This window comes from Siphonobacter aquaeclarae (assembly GCF_900103285.1).
Lineage (GTDB): Bacteria > Bacteroidota > Bacteroidia > Cytophagales > Spirosomataceae > Siphonobacter > Siphonobacter aquaeclarae.
Genome location: NZ_FNGS01000003.1, coordinates 747843 through 764761, shown reverse-complemented (window position 1 = coordinate 764761; position 16919 = coordinate 747843). Strand labels below are relative to the sequence as shown.

General features: G+C 55.5%; 17 protein-coding genes and 1 riboswitch. Of the genes, 9 read left to right on the top strand and 8 right to left on the bottom strand.

Annotated elements, in window-relative coordinates; genetic code table 11:
* Positions 1-37: 37 nt before the first annotated feature.
* The 7 genes from lepB to BLR09_RS10320 all read right to left on the bottom strand — a co-directional run bounded on the left by lepB (position 38) and on the right by BLR09_RS10320 (position 7353).
* Positions 38-1162, bottom strand: a complete 1125-nt coding sequence (gene lepB / locus BLR09_RS10350; protein WP_093201298.1) for a signal peptidase I — start codon at positions 1160-1162, stop codon at positions 38-40.
* Positions 1163-1184: 22 nt separating this feature from the next.
* Entirely contained in the window at positions 1185-1898 is a 714-nt protein-coding gene (gene dapB / locus BLR09_RS10345) for a 4-hydroxy-tetrahydrodipicolinate reductase (RefSeq protein ID WP_093201295.1), read from the bottom strand.
* A 43-nt stretch (positions 1899-1941) separates the two neighbouring features.
* On the bottom strand, positions 1942-2562 hold the full coding sequence (locus tag BLR09_RS10340) for a DUF5683 domain-containing protein (protein ID WP_143011073.1): 621 nt from the start codon (positions 2560-2562) through the stop codon (positions 1942-1944).
* A 73-nt stretch (positions 2563-2635) separates the two neighbouring features.
* Complete coding sequence (locus BLR09_RS10335; protein ID WP_093201290.1) at positions 2636-3547, bottom strand: ParB/RepB/Spo0J family partition protein; 912 nt, start codon at positions 3545-3547, stop codon at positions 2636-2638.
* 77 nt (positions 3548-3624) lie between these two features.
* Positions 3625-4404, bottom strand: a complete 780-nt coding sequence (locus tag BLR09_RS10330) for a ParA family protein (RefSeq protein WP_093201288.1) — start codon at positions 4402-4404, stop codon at positions 3625-3627.
* A gap of 176 nt (positions 4405-4580) precedes the next feature.
* Complete coding sequence (locus BLR09_RS10325; protein ID WP_093201475.1) at positions 4581-5603, bottom strand: radical SAM/SPASM domain-containing protein; 1023 nt, start codon at positions 5601-5603, stop codon at positions 4581-4583.
* Positions 5604-5607: 4 nt separating this feature from the next.
* On the bottom strand, positions 5608-7353 hold the full coding sequence (locus tag BLR09_RS10320) for a cytochrome c peroxidase (RefSeq protein ID WP_093201285.1): 1746 nt from the start codon (positions 7351-7353) through the stop codon (positions 5608-5610).
* Positions 7354-7558: 205 nt separating this feature from the next.
* On the opposite strand from BLR09_RS10320, the gene dprA reads away from it, so the two are divergent.
* Both dprA and BLR09_RS10310 read left to right on the top strand, forming a co-directional pair.
* Positions 7559-8650 (top strand): DNA-processing protein DprA, encoded by a 1092-nt coding sequence (gene dprA, locus BLR09_RS10315; RefSeq protein ID WP_093201282.1) that lies wholly within the window; start codon positions 7559-7561, stop codon positions 8648-8650.
* A gap of 44 nt (positions 8651-8694) precedes the next feature.
* Positions 8695-9504, top strand: a complete 810-nt coding sequence (locus BLR09_RS10310) for a J domain-containing protein (RefSeq protein WP_093201280.1) — start codon at positions 8695-8697, stop codon at positions 9502-9504.
* A gap of 25 nt (positions 9505-9529) precedes the next feature.
* Here BLR09_RS10310 and pyrE read toward each other — a convergent pair whose 3' ends face one another.
* Positions 9530-10171, bottom strand: a complete 642-nt coding sequence (gene pyrE, locus BLR09_RS10305; RefSeq protein WP_093201277.1) for an orotate phosphoribosyltransferase — start codon at positions 10169-10171, stop codon at positions 9530-9532.
* A 134-nt stretch (positions 10172-10305) separates the two neighbouring features.
* Between pyrE and BLR09_RS10300 the strand changes: the two genes are divergently transcribed.
* The 7 genes from BLR09_RS10300 (at position 10306) to BLR09_RS10270 (ending at position 16907) form a co-directional block, all read left to right on the top strand.
* Positions 10306-10995, top strand: coding sequence for an NUDIX hydrolase (locus tag BLR09_RS10300; protein WP_093201275.1), 690 nt, complete (start codon positions 10306-10308; stop codon positions 10993-10995).
* A 196-nt stretch (positions 10996-11191) separates the two neighbouring features.
* A complete protein-coding gene (locus BLR09_RS10295) occupies positions 11192-11920 on the top strand; it encodes an outer membrane beta-barrel protein (protein ID WP_093201272.1) in 729 nt (242 codons plus the stop codon).
* Positions 11920-13083, top strand: a complete 1164-nt coding sequence (locus BLR09_RS10290; RefSeq protein ID WP_093201268.1) for a S41 family peptidase — start codon at positions 11920-11922, stop codon at positions 13081-13083. The genes BLR09_RS10295 and BLR09_RS10290 overlap by 1 nt, the downstream gene beginning before the upstream one ends.
* A 174-nt stretch (positions 13084-13257) precedes the next feature.
* A riboswitch (SAM riboswitch) is annotated at positions 13258-13361 on the top strand.
* 22 nt (positions 13362-13383) lie between these two features.
* Positions 13384-14811: a peroxiredoxin family protein gene (locus tag BLR09_RS10285; RefSeq protein ID WP_245689901.1), complete on the top strand. Its 1428-nt coding sequence runs from the start codon at positions 13384-13386 to the stop codon at positions 14809-14811.
* Positions 14812-14890: 79 nt separating this feature from the next.
* Entirely contained in the window at positions 14891-15505 is a 615-nt protein-coding gene (locus BLR09_RS10280; protein ID WP_093201262.1) for a YceI family protein, read from the top strand.
* The gene (locus BLR09_RS10275; RefSeq protein WP_093201260.1) at positions 15502-15975 is read left to right on the top strand and encodes a protein-disulfide reductase DsbD domain-containing protein; all 474 of its coding nucleotides are present in this window, start codon (positions 15502-15504) and stop codon (positions 15973-15975) included. Before BLR09_RS10280 ends, BLR09_RS10275 begins: the two co-directional genes overlap by 4 nt.
* Complete coding sequence (locus BLR09_RS10270; protein WP_093201257.1) at positions 15972-16907, top strand: cytochrome-c peroxidase; 936 nt, start codon at positions 15972-15974, stop codon at positions 16905-16907. The genes BLR09_RS10275 and BLR09_RS10270 overlap by 4 nt, the downstream gene beginning before the upstream one ends.
* The last annotated feature ends 12 nt before the right edge of the window (positions 16908-16919 follow it).

The window sequence follows — 16919 nt, the reverse complement described above, 5'->3', positions numbered from 1 at the left end:
CCAAAGGCAGCCTCTTTTCCCAACCGGTTATCCGGTCCTAGTCGATCAGGTTAAACAACCTTCTCCAGCGGATCTTGTCGAGCAGTCCTCCTTCCGGGTCCAGCGACATCCAGATAAAGACCGCTTTTCCGACGATGTGGTCAGCGGGGACAAAACCCCAGTACCGGGAATCGGCGGAGTTGCTCCGGTTGTCTCCCATCATGAAGTAGTAATCCTGCTTGAAGGTGTAGCTGGTCACCGGCGTACCGTTGATTTTCACTGTGGTACCTTCAATTTCAACCTTATCGTTGTATTCGTAGTTTTCAATGACGTCCCGGTACAGCGCGATGTTCAGTGCCGTCAGGGGTACGGTCTCTCCTTCTTTCGGTACGCGGAGCGGTCCGTAGTTGTCCCGGTTCCAGGCAAAAAGTTGTGAATTCGGGTATACATTTTCCGGCATGTCTTTCGGCATGATGTCCTGCACTACCTTCATACCCATTTCCCGGAACTGGGCGGCTACTTTGGCGCTTGTCACGACGCGGTACCCGACGGTCACCATTTCTTTCCGGACGGAGTCCAGTTCGGCTATGGGGCTCCAGTTTTCACTTTCGTTCCGGCGGTTCCAGACGTCATACTTGAGGAAGAATTTGGTGTCCAGCTCCTCCTTCGTGTAGACGAGGTAAGGCTGAAGCATCCTTTCCGGATTTTCGGCCGGCTTGCCGTTGACGTAGGCCTGCGTACCGCGAACTTCAATCACGTCTCCCGGAATACCGATGCAACGCTTGATGTAGTTCGGCCGCAAATCCGCCGGCAGTCCGAGCGAATCGGGGTAATTAAATACCACCACATCGCCGTTTTTCACGTGTGAAAAGCCCGGCAGGCGGTACATCGGCAGCTTGATCCACGACAGGTACGAATCGATGTTCGTTCCCCATATTTTCTGGTGCGTCAGCGGAATCTGCAGCGGCGTCTGCGGCGTGCGGGTACCGTAGTGCAGCTTGCTCACGAAGAGGAAATCCCCGACGAGCAGGCTGTTTTCCATTGAAGGAGTCGGAATGGTATAGGCTTCCAGGAAAAGCCAGCGGATAAGCGTCGCTGCTACGACGGCAAACGCAATCGAGTCGAGCCATTCCCGGAACGCTGATTTACGCTTGGGTTTGTTTTCAGCAGTCTTTACTTCCATTGTATCGGTTTCAGTTTACGGATCAGCCCAGGAGGTCGTCCATGCCAAAAATACCTTTTTTTCCGGCCAGCCATTCCGTCGCTACCACAGCGCCGAGGGCAAAACCTTCCCGGCTATGCGCCGTGTGCTTGATTTCGATGGAATCCACGTCTGAATCATAGGTGACGACGTGCGTTCCCGGCACTTCGCCTTCGCGGACGGCGCCGATGGGCAGGCGGGTTTTACCGTCTCCCTCTTCCAGGCCCCAGCCGGAAAGGCGGGCGTTTTCCGCCAGAATACCTTCCGCCAGCGTAATGGCCGTTCCGGAGGGCGCGTCTTTCTTGTGGATATGGTGGATTTCGGTCATCGATACCGTATACTCCGGGTACGGGCTGATGAGTTTCGCCAGGATTTTATTCATCCGGAAAAACAGGTTGACGCCGATGCTGTAGTTCGAAGCATAGAAAAACGCTCCGTCTGTCTTGGCGCAGAGCGCCTCGATTTCCGGGCGGTGGTCGAGCCAGCCCGTCGTCCCGCAAACCGTCGGAATACCCTGCGACAGCGCGTCCTTCAGGTTTTGGAGGGCGGCGTCAGGGTGGCTGAATTCAATAACGACATCGGCATTGGCCGGTGAAAAACCGGAGAAGTCGGCCCGGTTCGTTTCATCGATCCGTCCGACTACTTCATGGCCACGTTCGAGGGCGATCCGTTCGATCACCTTTCCCATTTTTCCGTAGCCCAATAAGACAATTCGCATACAATCGGTGTGAGGTTACCGGCATACGGGCCGGCGCCTCTGTTTATTTAAATGTAAAAACAGCCGTCACGCCCATCGGAGTCGAGAAATACTCGCTCTGTACGCCCGGCCGGAATTGCAGGGAAATATCGTCCGTATTATCGAACGTCTTGAGGTGCGCGGTGACGTTGGCCTCTACCAGTTGCAGCGCATACAAGGCAAAGCAACCGATGATCGAAAGGTCCCGCTGCCGGCGAAACTGCGCTGTACCGGCCCGGAACGAGTCCTCCCGGGTGAACGTATATTTAGTACCTCCCAGCGTCACGTCCACCGAAGGCGTTTGGCCGGCCGCCACCTGGTTCAGGTATTCCTGCCAGCCGCTTTTCATGGCGGAATAGCGTACCTGGTTCCAGTGAATGGCATAGCCTAACCCGCCGAAACCCGCGTAAATAATCGGAATCGTCCAGTACTGCTTCACATAGGCCTGTCCGAGGCCCGGCAGCATGAGCGATCGGTAGGTCGCTTTTTTGGGAACAATGACAAAAGGCTTTTTTGCCTTTTTCGCCGGACCGGGGGAAATGGAATCCGTCGCCGGACGCTTCGCCAGCGACACCGAGTCCGGCACCTGGGCAAACGCCCCCAGGCTTCCTCCCCAGAAGAGTACGAAGCAGATCAGAAATTTCATGGCCGTCAGAACTTGAAGCGGCAAAGAACGCGCTGATTTACTCCGCATCACGTCCCAAAACTGTTAAATATTCTTATGATAAATTGCCGAGGGTGCCGAGAATCCGCTCCAGGTCTTCCTGATTGGTAAACGGAATCCGGATTTCCCCTTTTTCCTTGTCGTCGGCCTTAATCGAAACTTTTGATCCGAAGAAAGACGACAACCGGAACTGAAGCGCCCGGATTTCCTGCTTAAGCGGACCTTTTTTGGCCTTTTCGCCGGTCAGGACCGGGTTTTGCAGCTTGCGGACTTCCTCTTCCACCCGGCGCACCGACCAGTCTTCTTCCACAATGCGGTTGTAGAGATTGAGCTGTACAGCGGAGTCGTCGATGTTGATGATCGCCCGGGCATGCCCCATGGAGATCTTGTTGTCGCGGAGCGCGATCTGAATAACGGGCGGCAGCTTGAGCAGCCGGATGTAGTTGTTGACTGTTGTCCGGTTTTTCCCTACCCGCTCGCCGAGCTCCTCCTGGCGGAGGTTGCATTCGGTGATCAGGCGCTGGTAGCTGATCGCGATTTCCATGGCGTTGAGGTTCTCCCGCTGGATGTTCTCGATCAGGGCCATTTCCAGCATCTGCTGGTCATCTGCCGTGCGGATATACGCCGGAATCGTCGAAAGGCCGGCGATCTTGGATGCCTGCCAACGGCGTTCTCCCGAAATAAGCTGGTATTGGTCTCGCCCGAGCTGGCGGACAGTAATCGGCTGAATGATCCCCTGAATACGGATGGACTCGGCCAGTTCGTTCAGGGCGTCTTCATCAAAATGCGTCCGGGGTTGGAACGGGTTCGCCTCGATGAAGTTGACATTGATTTCATTCATGGAGCTCACCTGCTCCAGTGCTGTCAGAGAAGTAGCTCCGGACCGGGTGTTAATCGCCTCGGAATCCTGTAGCAGGGCGCCGAGTCCTCGACCTAGTCCGACCCTCTTTTTATTCGCATTACTCATAGTTCTTTCTCTTTGTGGGAGCGGAAAGACGAAACGCCTCCGTCCCGACTTCCTCCGGATAGAAACAATCCCCTGTATTACTCAACCGTTACCAGCCCGTTCTTTGTCAGAATTTCCCGGGCAAGGTTCAGGTAACTCACGGCGCCTTTGGAATCGGCGTCGTGGGCAATCGCCGGAACGCCGAAACTCGGCGACTCCGACAAGCGGATATTCCGGGGAATGATGGTATTGAAGACCATGTTCTGGAAATGCGCGGTGACCTCGCCGACTACCTGGTTGGAAAGGCGGACGCGGAGGTCGTACATCGTCAGCAGTATCCCTTCGATGCTCAGGCTCGTATTGAGCCGCGACTGAATGATCTTGATGGTATTGAGGAGCTTACCGAGGCCTTCAAGTGCGAAATACTCGCACTGAACCGGAATGATGACAGAATCGGAAGCGACAAGGCTGTTGATCGTGATCAGACCCAAAGACGGCGAGCAGTCGATGATGACAAAATCGTAGTTGTCACGGACCGTCGCGAGCGCCTCTTTCATCTTCTCTTCACGGGTCTTCAGGTTGATCATTTCGATCTCTGCCCCCACGAGGTCAATATGCGAGGGAATCAGATCAAGGTGATCAATTTCCGTCGGAATAATGATATCAGCTGCATTGATCCCATCGACCATGCACTCGTAGATGGAATTCTCAATTTCTTTCGGGTTGAACCCTAAGCCGGAGGTAGAGTTCGCCTGGGGATCGGCATCCACAATGAGAGTCCGGTACTCCAGCGTTGCCAAACTGGCGGCGAGGTTGATGGTGGTCGTTGTTTTGCCCACTCCCCCCTTCTGATTGGCAATGGCAATGACTTTGGCCATAAGGAACGTTGCTGCGTTAGGATGGTCAAAGATGCGAACATCTCCCCGCATTCCCTACAAACTGTTTCACGAAAAGTTTCACGGTTCATGTACCCTGCCAATCAAAAGACCTGTAATCCAATGAAATTCAGACAGTTATACCACAAAATTCCCGTATTACCTATTTGTTAATTCCATCAGCCCCATACCCGGGTCCCCTCCGTGCAGTTCCGGCACATCTCTATTTCCGAACGGCTCCGGATCAGGGAGGCCCGAAATTGCTCGTAAGCTTTTGATTTCCAGAGCTCTTTGAAGGATGTTTCCTTGAGATCGCCGAGCCGGTATTCGGCGTCTTTGTCGAAACAGCAGGGTACTACCAGCCCGTCCCACGTGATCACGCAGCTATGCCACATTTTCCAGCAGTGATCCACGAATTTGTTCTTGATGGAATAGGTGCCATCCGGCCTCGGGGCATACCGGGAGTACCGGTCAATGGTCGGAATCAGCGGGTCGCCGTTTTCGTAATCGTAGATCTGCGCGGTTTTCAATCCTACCTCGTCAACGCCCATTTCCTCGGCCAGTTTCCGGACGTCTTCAATCTGATGCTCGTTCGGCCGTACGACCAGAAACTGAAAGATCACGTGGGGCGTACTCGACTTCAGCTCTTTCTTCCATTTCAGAACGTTCCGGGTACCTTCGAGTACCTTGTTCAGCTTTCCGCCGACACGGTACTGCTCGTACACATCCTGCGTGGTTCCGTCGATGGAAACGATCAGGCGGTCGAGCCCGCTTTCCACTGTCTTACGGGCATTCAGGTCTGTCAGGTAGTGGGCATTGGTGGACGTCGCGGTATAAATTCCCTTTTTCGACGCATACTGAACCATGTCCAGAAACTTCGGATGCAGGTATGGTTCTCCCTGAAAGTAAAAAATGAGGTAGAGCAGCTCGTCTCCGATCTCATCCATGGTCTTTTTGAACAGATCGTCCTCCAGCATCCCCGTCGGCCGCGTAAACGAACGAAGCCCGCTCGGGCATTCCGGGCAGCGCAGGTTGCAGGATGTTGTCGGCTCAAAAGACAACGCGATCGGCAGGCCGTGGTGAACCGGCCGCTTGGTGACTTTGGACTGCACGTAACTTCCAACGACCTTCAGCCCGTTCCACACCCGTTTCGGAGTGAGTTTGGAAGCGAAATTGAGGCCATCGGCCAGGTTCCGGTTGATCATATCAAGGATGTTTGGGCAGGTCTGTCAATGTTTTCAGAAACGCAACGAGATCTGCCTTTTCCCGGGTTGTCAGGTTCAGTCGCTCCGGCGGGAGCGTTTGGTTCGGAACGGAAAGGCCGATTCCGGCTCCTCCTCCCCGGTCATAAAAGTCGACCACTTCTTCCAACGTAGCAAAGACGCCGTTGTGCATATAGGGCGCTGTCTTTTCCACATTCCGGAGCGACACGGTTTTGAAAGCGTTTTGCAGTACCTCAAAGTTCCCGAGCAGCCCTGCACCCCGATCCGGATCCGGCACGGGATGATCGGGATCAGCATTTCCGGGGACGCCCAATACCTCCAGATCGGAATGATCATAGGCGGGCGGGAGCATCCCGCTGGTCAGCGGCATGAAATGGCAGGTAGCACAGCGCGCTTTTCCCGCGAACAGGTCAAAACCCCGCTTTTCAGCTAGTGTTAACGCATTTTCCTCCCCGCGCATGTACCGGTCCCACCGCGCATTCAACCGTACCAGCGACCGCAGGTACGCCGCCAGCGCGTTGAGAAAATGGGGCCGGGTCAACCCGCCATCCGGATATGCCGCTGCGAAGGCCTGCCGGTAGGATTTCTGCTTCGCGAGGGAGGCAACTGCGGCATCCGGCGAACCGGCCATTTCCAGCGGGTTTTGCAACACGTCGGCGATTTGGGTTTCGAGGGAAAAAGCTCTTCCGTCGTAAAAAAAAGACGATTGCAAAGCCGTATTCCACAACGTCGGCGCATTTCGGGCAATGGCGCTGCGGTTGTCCAAGGCCAGGCTGCGTACCCGCCCGTCGGTCAGTGCCTTATCCCGCTGGTGGCAGGTGGCACAGCTCCGGCTCCCGTTTCCGGAAAGCGATTTTTCGTAAAAAAGACGCTGCCCGAGCGCAATCCGCTGTGGCGTAGCGGTCCAGTCTGGGCGTGGACTAAGTACCTGGGGTCGGAACACTCCTTCGTCAAACAACCACCAGGAGGACGTACTAAAAAGCCGGCCGGTATCCGCGAGCGGCGGTATTCCCAGGCGCTTTTGCTCGTTCGCGAGCAACCGGCATAGGGGACGGAGGCAGCGCGTCAAAAATGCCGGCCGGTCAAACGGCGTCATCCGAAGAGCGGAAATAGCCTGTTCAAAAAGTGTATCGGCAGCAGGAGTATACGCCCGGCTCATCTCCCGGCATCCTTCCAGTGCGGCAATCGCTTCCGGGAGGGATAGCCCCGCAGCAGGCGAGTCATAACCCGTGATACCCAGCATACCGATTCGCAGCAGTTCCAGGCGCAGGGCGTCCCAGAGGTGTATGTCGCCGATATCATTCATCCACGGCTGCCGCCGGAGCATTTCCGTATTCTGCACCAGTTGCCGGCAGGCGTCACGCAGTTCCGGCCCCTCTTCTACTGCAGGAAACAGTTTTTCCTCGATTACCTGAAACCCCTCCGCCCGGATAAGGGTCTGGTCTTCGAGCTCGGCTTCGTCGACCGGCGGTCCGTTGAGTTGCCGGGCCATCGAGGGGTGGTAGCCTTCCACCAGCCATTCGATCCGTTTATAGGCGAGGCGGGCGTCCCGGAACACCGCTTTCAATTGAATGGTATCTCCCTGACTCCTTTCCAGCGCCTGGACAGCCGCTTCGAATGCCTGAACGTCTGCCGCGAAGCGGGCCTTGACACGCGCAGCGGGGTCATCAGTCCACCGGACCGACGACAATACCGTCAACACCACAAAAGGCACCAGTATCCGTAACATGACGCAGGGAGGGGTTCGCTGCAAAACTAACGACCGCTTCCTAAAAACTCCGACAAAACCCGTTTCTATTCGCTTGCGGCCGGTACCCGTGCTGCCCAGGCATTTGCGCAATTTTCCTTTATCAGTTGGCTTCCGGAGGGCACTGTCCGGTCATGGGAAAATCGCGGAATTGTGCCCAATTAGTCGCTCAAACCACGGTATCCTCATGTATTCGGAACGATTTTACCAATTGGCCCTCTGGCTGACGCCAGGCGTGGGCGACGTATTGACCCGCCTGCTGATTTCTCACTGCGGCACCGCACGGGATGTATTCCGCCTTCCTCCCGGTAAGCTTCAGAAAATCAGGGGCATCGGCAGCGCGCTGTCCCGCGGTATTGCCGCAAAAGAGGCCTTTGCGAAGGCCGAGGCGCTGCTCCGGCAAACGGAAGACGCTGCATATACTTTTCTTTTTTTCAACGACGAGGGATTTCCGTCGAGACTGAAATCCCTGTACGACGCGCCCGCGGTACTTTTCTGGCAGGGCGAAGGGAATGTGAACGGCCGGCGCATGGTGGGTATCGTCGGCACGCGGAAACCAACCGACTATGGCAAGCGGATGACGGAGGAGCTGGTGGAGCAACTGCAGGATACGGGAGCCTCCGTCGTCAGCGGTCTGGCATACGGCATTGATATTGTGGCGCATAAGGCAGCCCTGCGCTATGGGCTGCCAACATTTGCCGTACTGGCAAACGGCCCGGACAGTATTTACCCCGCGCCGCATGCCCGGACGGCCCGGCAACTGCTCGCGACGGGCGGCTTACTCACCGAGCAACCTCCCGGTACGCCACCGGACCGCAATTTCTTCCTCAACCGAAACCGGATCATTGCCGGCATGTCGGATGTGGTGATCGTCGTCGAATCCGCGCGCAAAGGTGGCGCAATGACTACTGCCGAATATGCCAATAATTATGGGCGGGACGTCTATGCCGTTCCGGGACTGCTGACGTCGCCGGTATCCGAAGGCTGCCACTGGCTCGTCGCGCAAAGCAAAGCAGCGCTGTTTACAGATGTTCCGGCGCTGATCGAAAATTTGGGATGGGATCTTCCGCCGTCGGCCGCTCCGCCGGTAGATATGACCCGGTTTTCCCTGGATGAAAGTGCGGTTATTACCCTGCTCCGCACCATAGGTCCGCTGCACATTGACGATCTTGCCTGGCGATCCGGGTTGCCGATGGCTCGTCTGGCATCCCTGTTGCTTACGCTCGAATTTCAGGGGATTGTCCGGAGCCTTCCGGGAAAAGTCTACGCATTTTCCTGAAAACGGAGAAAAATAATTAGCTGCTGCCAGCGGTTTTATGTCCGATGAAGTCAACACATTACGATACACTGGGTGTTTCCCGTCAGGCAACGCCCGACGAACTCCGGGTCGCTTACCGCCAGCTGGCTTTGCGCTGGCATCCGGACCGGAACCCCGGAAGTACCCATGCCGAAGAGCGGTTCAAAGCTATCAGCGAGGCCTATCGCGTCTTGTCTGATCCTGCAACCAGAACGCGCTACGACCTGTCGCTGCAAGCGCCTCCGCAACCGCCGCAACCGCGACCGGCGCCCCGCCCGGCGGCGCCTGCGAAACCCGCCTCTCCATACCGCTGGGTACTGCCCGGGCTGCTGCTGACCGGCCTGCTGATTGCGGCGGGCATATTTGTATGGGGAAATCAGCGAAAGACCGCCGCCCGGGAGGCCCTGTCAGAAGCAACCGTCCGGCTGGTGGATGAAGACACCCTCGGGGCAGTCACCCTGCTCAACACCGCGCTGAACGACGACGAATCACTGACCGAAGCCTACCTGTTGCGGGGGCAGATCCTGCTCCGCATGCGGAACTTTTCCGATGCATACAGCGACTTCACAGCCGTGTCGCGCTCGATACCGGGCGAAGCTGCCCTGGAATTCGACCTGGCTACCTGCGCGTATCACCTGAAAAAATACGGTCTGGCCAGAACCCATCTCAACAAGGTTGTCCGGCAGGAACCCGAAAACGGTAAGGCCTACCTGATGCGCGGTACCACTTTCTGGCAGGAAAACGACTCCACACGGGCCTGCGAAGACTGGCAGCTGGCCGGCCGGTATGGTCAGAAAGACGGAGACGATCTTCGCGCCCGGTATTGCAAGCCATGAAAAAAGCCCCTTGCGGGGCCTTGTATCATTGTTTCCAGGTTTCGGGTGATCTCCGCCATTCGGCGAGGGTCTCGACCTGATCGGCGGTGACATATCCAAGCGGAACTGCCGCATGCAGCAGGGCCTCGTAATCGCTCAACGTATGCAAGGGCAAACCGGCAGCCTGGAAATTCTGTCCGGAAACGGGAAATCCATAGGTAAAGATGGCCGCCATGCCAAGTACTTCGGCGCCGGCCTGGCGCAGGGCGTCAACCGCTTTGAGCGAGCTTCCGCCTGTGGAAATCAGGTCTTCGACTACGACGACCTTCTGTCCGGGTTCGAGCCGGCCTTCGATCTGATTGCCCATTCCGTGGTCTTTCGGCTTCGGCCGGACATACAGAAAAGGCAGGTTCAGAGCGTCGGCAACGAGCGCTCCCTGCGGTATACCTGCCGTGGCTACCCCGGCGATGGCTTCGACGCCCGGCAGCTCCTTTTTGATCAGGTCTGCGAGGACATTTTTGATGTAGGTCCGGACGGACGGGGACGAGAGCGTCACCCGGTTGTCGCAGTAAATAGGTGATTTCCAGCCGGAAGCCCAGGTAAAAGGAGCGTCCGGGCTCAAGCGTACGGCCTTGACTTCCAGGAGCATCTGGGCTACCCGGGCGGCTACGGTTTGCGATTGTTCCATATCGCAAAAATAGAGCAACTCTTTGGCTTTTGGACGCTGTTGGACGACTTTCGACGAATTGCCTTCCTCCAAAATTCCCAACTCAATTACCGAAGCTGTACCTTTGCACAAACTAACCATTTGAGAACCCCTACATGGTCCTGTTTATCAACGACCGGCCCGTCCGACTAACCGATGCCCAGCGGGCAGAGCTAATCCGGGAAAAGAGTGATTATGACGTGGTCATTGACACCCGTCTGGAAGTAATCAAATCCGATAACCTGCACGGTCATGTGCTGATTCTCAATGCCTCGCTTGCTTCTCTGGAGCGATTGATGGATATTCTTCACGACGAACACCCCTCCGCACTGCAGAGTATTCTGGTGCAGGTAGCCGACAAAAAAGGGGCGGAATCCCGTCTGAAAAACTACTTCAAAGTTGTAAAAGCCGCAGGAGGCGTGGTCTTTAAAAACGATCAGGTCCTGCTTATTTACCGGCTGAAGCGATGGGATCTGCCGAAGGGAAAACTCGATCCGGGTGAAAAATCGAAGGAAGCTTCTGTCCGGGAAGTGAACGAAGAAACCGGGCTCGAAGTCGAACTCGGAGAGAAAATCTGCACTACCTGGCATACCTACACGCATAACGGCAACCGTATACTCAAACGTACCAAGTGGTACCGGATGACCCTCCTCGACGAATCCCATATGCAGCCGCAATGGGAGGAAGATATCGAGAAAATTTCCTGGATGACCCGTAAGGAAGTACAGAACGCGCTGGTCGATTCCTACTCCTCCATCCGCTACGTCTTCGAGCAGCTCTGGAGCAGCGTTCCGGAACTGGACTAAGGTACTCATCGATCAGTTATCAGGGACGGGCTGTTGGCCGTCCCTTTTTCATATATGACAGATTCAATACTATAACACCAGGTTTATTTAACAAGTAAAAGAGTACTTATACTTAAAAAATGAGCTTCTTTTTGTGTCAGGACCGCTAGTTTTGCCTTGATCCGGTTACTCCGGAGTGATCTTTTTCACCTGATACATGAGTAAACTTGCCTTAAGCCTGCTGTGTGTGGTTCTGGCGGCCGCACCGGGGTACTCGCAGTGGCAGATCGGGCTGCAGGGCGGTGTGGCCCGCAATCAGCTTTCTACCGAAACAGCCTACTTCACCTATACCCGGTACCTGCCGCAAACCGGATTGCACATCGGCGTTCCGGTGCGGTATGCTATTGCTGACTGGGCAGCAATCCGAACCGGTGCAGAGCTTACTGAAAAAAACTATCGACAGGAGCGTACCGGATTCTTCGACGGCCTGTATCAAAACACCCGTAACCGGTACCTGACATTGCCACTCGGTGTGGAATTTTCCTTCGGCGTGAAGCGATGGAAGGGATACTGCGGTTTCGGAGGATATGCAGCCTACTGGACAGATAGCCGAATACAGGGCCGGGGCGTGTCGGTTTTCGCCTCTCCGGAAGACCAGCCTTCGGACGGCGATCAGTATACCTCTATTTCACAACTCGCTCCCGTTTCTGCCTTTCGGGAAAACTATGTTTTTGATCGGCGGAAAGACCGGCGCTTCGAGGCCGGCTGGACCACCTCGGCCGGTGTCCGGTATGCATTTCCGGCCTGTCAGGTTTTTCTGGAAGCACAGTACCGGTATTCGCTTACGGATCAACAGAAAAACTACATGCTTCTTCAGATTCCGCGTTACAACCAGACTATTCTGCTGACGACAGGCGTACTCTTCCACCTTTCTGCTTCCCATTGATGATGAAATACTGTTGTTTCGGAGTGATGCTTCTCCTCGGGCTGCTCACCGGTTGCCGGAAAGAGTTTCCCGTACTCGAAGATCCAGATAACCATATCGTTGGCAGCTTCAGCGCCGAATTTGAAACTTTTTGGCAAGGGATGAACAACCAATATGTTTTCTGGGACCGGGATCCGACCGACTGGGACGCCGTTTACCGCGAGTACAAGCCGAAATTTGCTGAACTCAACCTGTACCGGGAAGAAGATCACGAAAAGGCCTACTATTACTACCGGGATATGACGGCGAACCTGATTGACGCGCATTTTACGCTGAGTACCCAGGTGGTACCGGCCGGTGAACCGACCTCGCTGTCGCCGGCCAGTCAGCGAAACCTCCGGCGCGCCGATTGGCATCCCCCTCTCCCGGAGTCGTTCTTTTTTGATTCCATTTTCCAGCAGTATCTCGGAGATGATTCCTACCGGTCGAAAGACGCTTCGGGAAATCCAAGCCTCGTCGCCGGCTATGCCCGGGACCGGGCCATTCTCTACCTGCGTTTACCGCGTTTCAACCTCCGCGAAACCGCTCTTACCGGAACAGACGACGAACGGCTCGTCTGGCAGTACTTCGTCGATGCTATAAAAAACCCGCAAGCCGAAGGACTGATTCTGGATTTACGGGGTAATGGCGGCGGATACCTGGAAGACCTTAGTTTCCTGCTCGGCCAGCTCATTACAAAACCTTATGTTTTTGGCGCTACCCGCTATAAATCGGGTCCGGGACGGCTTGATTATACCGCCTGGATACCGGCACAGGTATTTCCGCAGCAGGGATCACAGGCGTTTACCAAACCGGTTGTGGTACTGGTGGATCAGTATTCGGCCAGTATGTCGGAGCTTACCGCCGTTGCTGTGAAGGCGTTTCCGGGCGGGTTGGGCCGGGTGGTTGGCGAGACGACCTGGGGCGCTACAGGCCCCGTCGGGAGCCGGACGATGTTTAACAGCGGTCCCTTTTTCACGGCAGCCAGCTACGTTTATATGGCATCGCACCAGTTCCGGGATACCCGGCAACTCAGTTACGAAGGCAAAGGGATCGGGCCGGATGCGGCGGTTCCGCAGGACGGAAATGCGCTGGCGCAGAACGTCGATGTCCAACTGGAAAAAGCTATTCAGCTGTTTCAATGATAAAGAGGGAAGGGCGGCCGGATCGCCCTTTCTTCTTCATTATCAATACTTTACTTTTTATTTCTTTCTTTTTTCAATAAAAGTCTATAAAATCTATAGAGATAACTTGCATTTAGGATTTCCGGGACTATATCTTTGCATCGTCTTCAATTACTTCCCTGCAAAAGTAGTTGTGGCTTATACAGAAAGGGGGAGAGACAGGCTCCGTGAACCCTTAGCAACTTTCCGTTGAGGAATCAGTGCTAACCTGCCTGAATCAACTTTGGGACCTATAACGCACAACAACATGAACTGCACTACATGCCTGCCCTGCCAACGGGGCGCCTGCTGACACTATCCCTTATCCAAAATCCTACTTTATCCATCCGATCCAAACCGGACGAAGGACGTGCTTGCCTGCGGCCCAACCACCTGTCTGTCCGGTATGGCAAACTCAACACATCCATGTCAACCTTTTTCCGCCCGCTTCTGAAAGGAGCCGCCCTTTCTCTCCTTGGCTGCCTGACCGCCCAGGCCCAGCAAACCCGCTTCATCCAGGAAGGTATCTGGCGGGGTGAGTTCACGATCAACGAACAGAAAGTTCCGTTCAATTTCGAACTCAAAGGCAAAAGCGCCGAAGAGGCAACATTCAGCCTCATCAACGGCACCCGTCGCGATCATTTCAAGGTAAAGCAGATCGGCCCGGACTCGGTGTTCATCAAAATGAATACCTATGACGCCGCGCTGGTCGGCAAAATCCACGAAAACGGACAGCTGACCGGTGTTTACAAAAGCCTGGTTCCGAGTTTCCGGGGTAATTCCCTGCCCTTCGTCGCCGAACATGGCAAAACGTACCGTTTCGTAGAACCCGGCAAAGACATCGAACCGGCTGCGAACCTCTCGGGCAAATGGGAAATCAAGCTGATCAGCAAAGAGCCCGTCGCCAACCAGGTCGCCCTGCTCGAACAAAAAGGGAACAAACTGACGGGCGTTATCATGACCGTCGTCGGTGATTCCCGCGAGCTGGAAGGTACCGTTCAGGGAAATGACTTCGTTCTTTCCGGTTTTACGGGACCGAATCCGGTGCTGATCAAGGGGAAAATCAACGAAGACAAAACCCTCACGGCCGAAATCGACCGCGGTCTTTACGTCAGTCAGAAACTGGAATGGACCCGCAACAAAAAGGCCGAACTTCCTGACCCCTACGCCCTGACCACCCTGCGTGAAGGGCAGCAGCGCCTGGATTTCACCTTCCCGGATCTGGACGGAAAGCAGGTTTCCCTCAGCGATGCCAAGTACAAGGGGAAAGTCGTCATCGTCGAAATCATCGGTACCTGGTGCCCCAACTGCACCGATCAGACGGCCTTCCTGTCTCCCTGGTTCAAAGCCAACAAACACCGCGGGGTGGAAGCCATCGCCGTCGGATTTGAACAGAAAGACGACCTGAACTACGCGAAGTATGTTCTCGGTAAACTCAAAGACAAATACGGAATCGAGTATGACATTCTCTTCGGAGGACTCGCAGACAAAAAACTGGCTTCCGAGAAGTTTGCTGCTCTCAACAAAATGATGGCTTTCCCGACGACCATTATCATCGGTCGCGACGGAAATGTCCGCCAGATTCACACCGGCTATACCGGCGAAGTCACCGGAAGATACTACAAGAACTACGTCAAGAAATGGAACCGTGACCTCGACAAGTACATCGCCGAACCGGCTCCGGCATCGTCCGACGTCGCTTCGCGCTAATTACCCGTCGATTGCCATGGTTTCGAGTACCGGGTACTTTATCCGGTACTCCTTTTGAAACCCCAAACATTCCTGCAACATGAAAAAGACACTCGCACTCACCCTCCTGGCCGCTTCCTTCTTCGCATTCGTACGGCCTTCTGCTACGGTAACCTACCAGGTCGACACCCACCAGAGCAAAATCATCTGGAAAGGCAAAAAAGTCACCGGCGAACACTACGGCAACGTATCGCTCTCCGGCGGCTCCCTGACCGCTACCGACGGCAAACTGAAAGGCGGTTCGTTTGAAACGGACCTCCGGACGCTTACCGTCACAGACCTGACCGACAAGGACTACAACGCCAAGCTCGTCGGCCACCTGAAAGGCGACGATTTCTTTGCCGTCGAAAAGCATCCCGTTTCCAAATTCGTCATCACCCGTGTGACGCCGCTTTCGGGAGATCAGGTAACTGTAGCCGGTAAACTGACCATCAAGGGCATCACGAAAGACATCAGCTTCCCGGCGACGGTGAAAGCCGATGCCGGCAAGCTGACAGCCTCGGCGAAAATCCCGGTGGACCGTACCCAGTTCGACATCAAGTACCGGTCGGCGAACTTCTTTGAAAACCTGGGCGACAAGGCCATCTCCAACGATTTCGAACTTGACGTCACCCTCGTGGCTCCCGCCGCGTCCGGTGCCCAGGCGCGGAAATGAGGAACGTCCTTTTCTTCCTGCTGCCGGCCCTGCTCTGGGCCGGCGCAGGATTCGCCCAGGACCGGAAAGAAGCCCAGTGGAGCTACCGCCTTTCCCGGACCGCGCTGCAACCCGGCGACGAGGCCGAGCTGATCTTCACAGCGAAGCTGGAAAAAGGCTGGCAACTGTATTCGACGGATTTCAAAGCCGATATCGGGCCGCAACCCACCCGGTTTGAGTTTGTTTCCAATGGTACTTTTGAGGTTTTGGGAGACGTCACGCCGGTTTCCCCCCTCCACAAAAAGGACAAAACCTGGGAGATAGACGTCTCCTTTTTCACCCGCCAGGCGGAGTTTCGCCAGAAAGTACGCATCGACAAGCTTGACTACTTCTTCACCGGTTTCATCCACGGCCAGCTGTGCAACGAAAAGAACGGAGTGTGTATTCCCTTCCGGCAGGCCTTCCAATTTGATCCTACTCTGACGCCATGAAAGGACTTGTCGTCACCGCCGTGACGGCAGGATTGCTCTGGCTGAACTTCGGCTTCACGCAGGAAAATCCGACGAAAGAAGAACTCGGCAAAAAGCTCTTCTTCGATACGATCCTGTCGGAAGACCGGACCATCAGCTGTGCGTCCTGTCATAAACCCGAACTCGCTTTTGCAGATACGCTGTCCTTCAGCCTGGGCGTGCACGGCATCCCGACTGAACGCAATACGCCTTCGGCGATGAATCTGGCAGGTAGGTTGCAACTCTTTTGGGACGGGAGGGCGTCTTCCCTGGAAATGCAGGCTCTCGGGCCGATTGCCTCCCCGACTGAAATGAACCTGCCCATCGCCGAGGCCGTATCCCGCCTCCGTGGCGACGCGTACTATTCCAAAGCCTTCCGGAAGCTGTACCGGTCGGACGTCACCGAAAAACAACTGGCCGAAGTACTGGCTGCCTACGAGCGGACGCTTGAAACCAGCCAGACGCCGTACGACCGGTACATCAACGGAGACGATTCGGCGATGACGCCGGCCGCTGTCCGGGGCCGGAATCTCTTCATTGGCAAGGCCAATTGCGCCAACTGCCACTCGGGGGAGGATTTTACGGCCGACCGCTACAAGAACATCGGGCTGTACGACGGCAAAACGCTGACCGATCCCGGACGTTTCGGTATTGTCCGGGACAGCAGCTACCTCGGTCACTTTAAGGTACCGGGTCTCCGGAACGTCGCTGTGACGCCGCCGTATATGCACAACGGTATGTTCAAAACCCTGCGGGACGTGATTCAGTATTACAACCATCCCGACCGGTTCGTGAAAAATCCGGTCAACCGGGATCTATCGCTCGATGCGCCCCTGAACCTCTCCGACGCCGAAGTCGCCGATCTGGAGGCCTTTCTCCATGCGCTGACCGACGATCGCTTCCGGAAACAGTAATCTTTCTGTTTG

Excerpts from the sequence above, each read along its gene's own strand:
- lepB (WP_093201298.1), bottom strand. The coding sequence starts at position 1,162 with ATGGAAGTAAAGACTGCTGAAAACAAACCCAAGCGTAAATCAGCGTTC.
- dapB (WP_093201295.1), bottom strand. The coding sequence starts at position 1,898 with ATGCGAATTGTCTTATTGGGCTACGGAAAAATGGGAAAGGTGATCGAA.
- BLR09_RS10340 (WP_143011073.1), bottom strand. The coding sequence starts at position 2,562 with ATGAAATTTCTGATCTGCTTCGTACTCTTCTGGGGAGGAAGCCTGGGG.
- BLR09_RS10335 (WP_093201290.1), bottom strand. The coding sequence starts at position 3,547 with ATGAGTAATGCGAATAAAAAGAGGGTCGGACTAGGTCGAGGACTCGGC.
- BLR09_RS10330 (WP_093201288.1), bottom strand. The coding sequence starts at position 4,404 with ATGGCCAAAGTCATTGCCATTGCCAATCAGAAGGGGGGAGTGGGCAAA.
- BLR09_RS10320 (WP_093201285.1), bottom strand. The coding sequence starts at position 7,353 with ATGTTACGGATACTGGTGCCTTTTGTGGTGTTGACGGTATTGTCGTCG.
- dprA (WP_093201282.1), top strand. The coding sequence starts at position 7,559 with ATGTATTCGGAACGATTTTACCAATTGGCCCTCTGGCTGACGCCAGGC.
- BLR09_RS10310 (WP_093201280.1), top strand. The coding sequence starts at position 8,695 with ATGAAGTCAACACATTACGATACACTGGGTGTTTCCCGTCAGGCAACG.
- pyrE (WP_093201277.1), bottom strand. The coding sequence starts at position 10,171 with ATGGAACAATCGCAAACCGTAGCCGCCCGGGTAGCCCAGATGCTCCTG.
- BLR09_RS10300 (WP_093201275.1), top strand. The coding sequence starts at position 10,306 with ATGGTCCTGTTTATCAACGACCGGCCCGTCCGACTAACCGATGCCCAG.
- BLR09_RS10295 (WP_093201272.1), top strand. The coding sequence starts at position 11,192 with ATGAGTAAACTTGCCTTAAGCCTGCTGTGTGTGGTTCTGGCGGCCGCA.
- BLR09_RS10290 (WP_093201268.1), top strand. The coding sequence starts at position 11,920 with ATGATGAAATACTGTTGTTTCGGAGTGATGCTTCTCCTCGGGCTGCTC.
- BLR09_RS10285 (WP_245689901.1), top strand. The coding sequence starts at position 13,384 with ATGCCTGCCCTGCCAACGGGGCGCCTGCTGACACTATCCCTTATCCAA.
- BLR09_RS10280 (WP_093201262.1), top strand. The coding sequence starts at position 14,891 with ATGAAAAAGACACTCGCACTCACCCTCCTGGCCGCTTCCTTCTTCGCA.
- BLR09_RS10275 (WP_093201260.1), top strand. The coding sequence starts at position 15,502 with ATGAGGAACGTCCTTTTCTTCCTGCTGCCGGCCCTGCTCTGGGCCGGC.
- BLR09_RS10270 (WP_093201257.1), top strand. The coding sequence starts at position 15,972 with ATGAAAGGACTTGTCGTCACCGCCGTGACGGCAGGATTGCTCTGGCTG.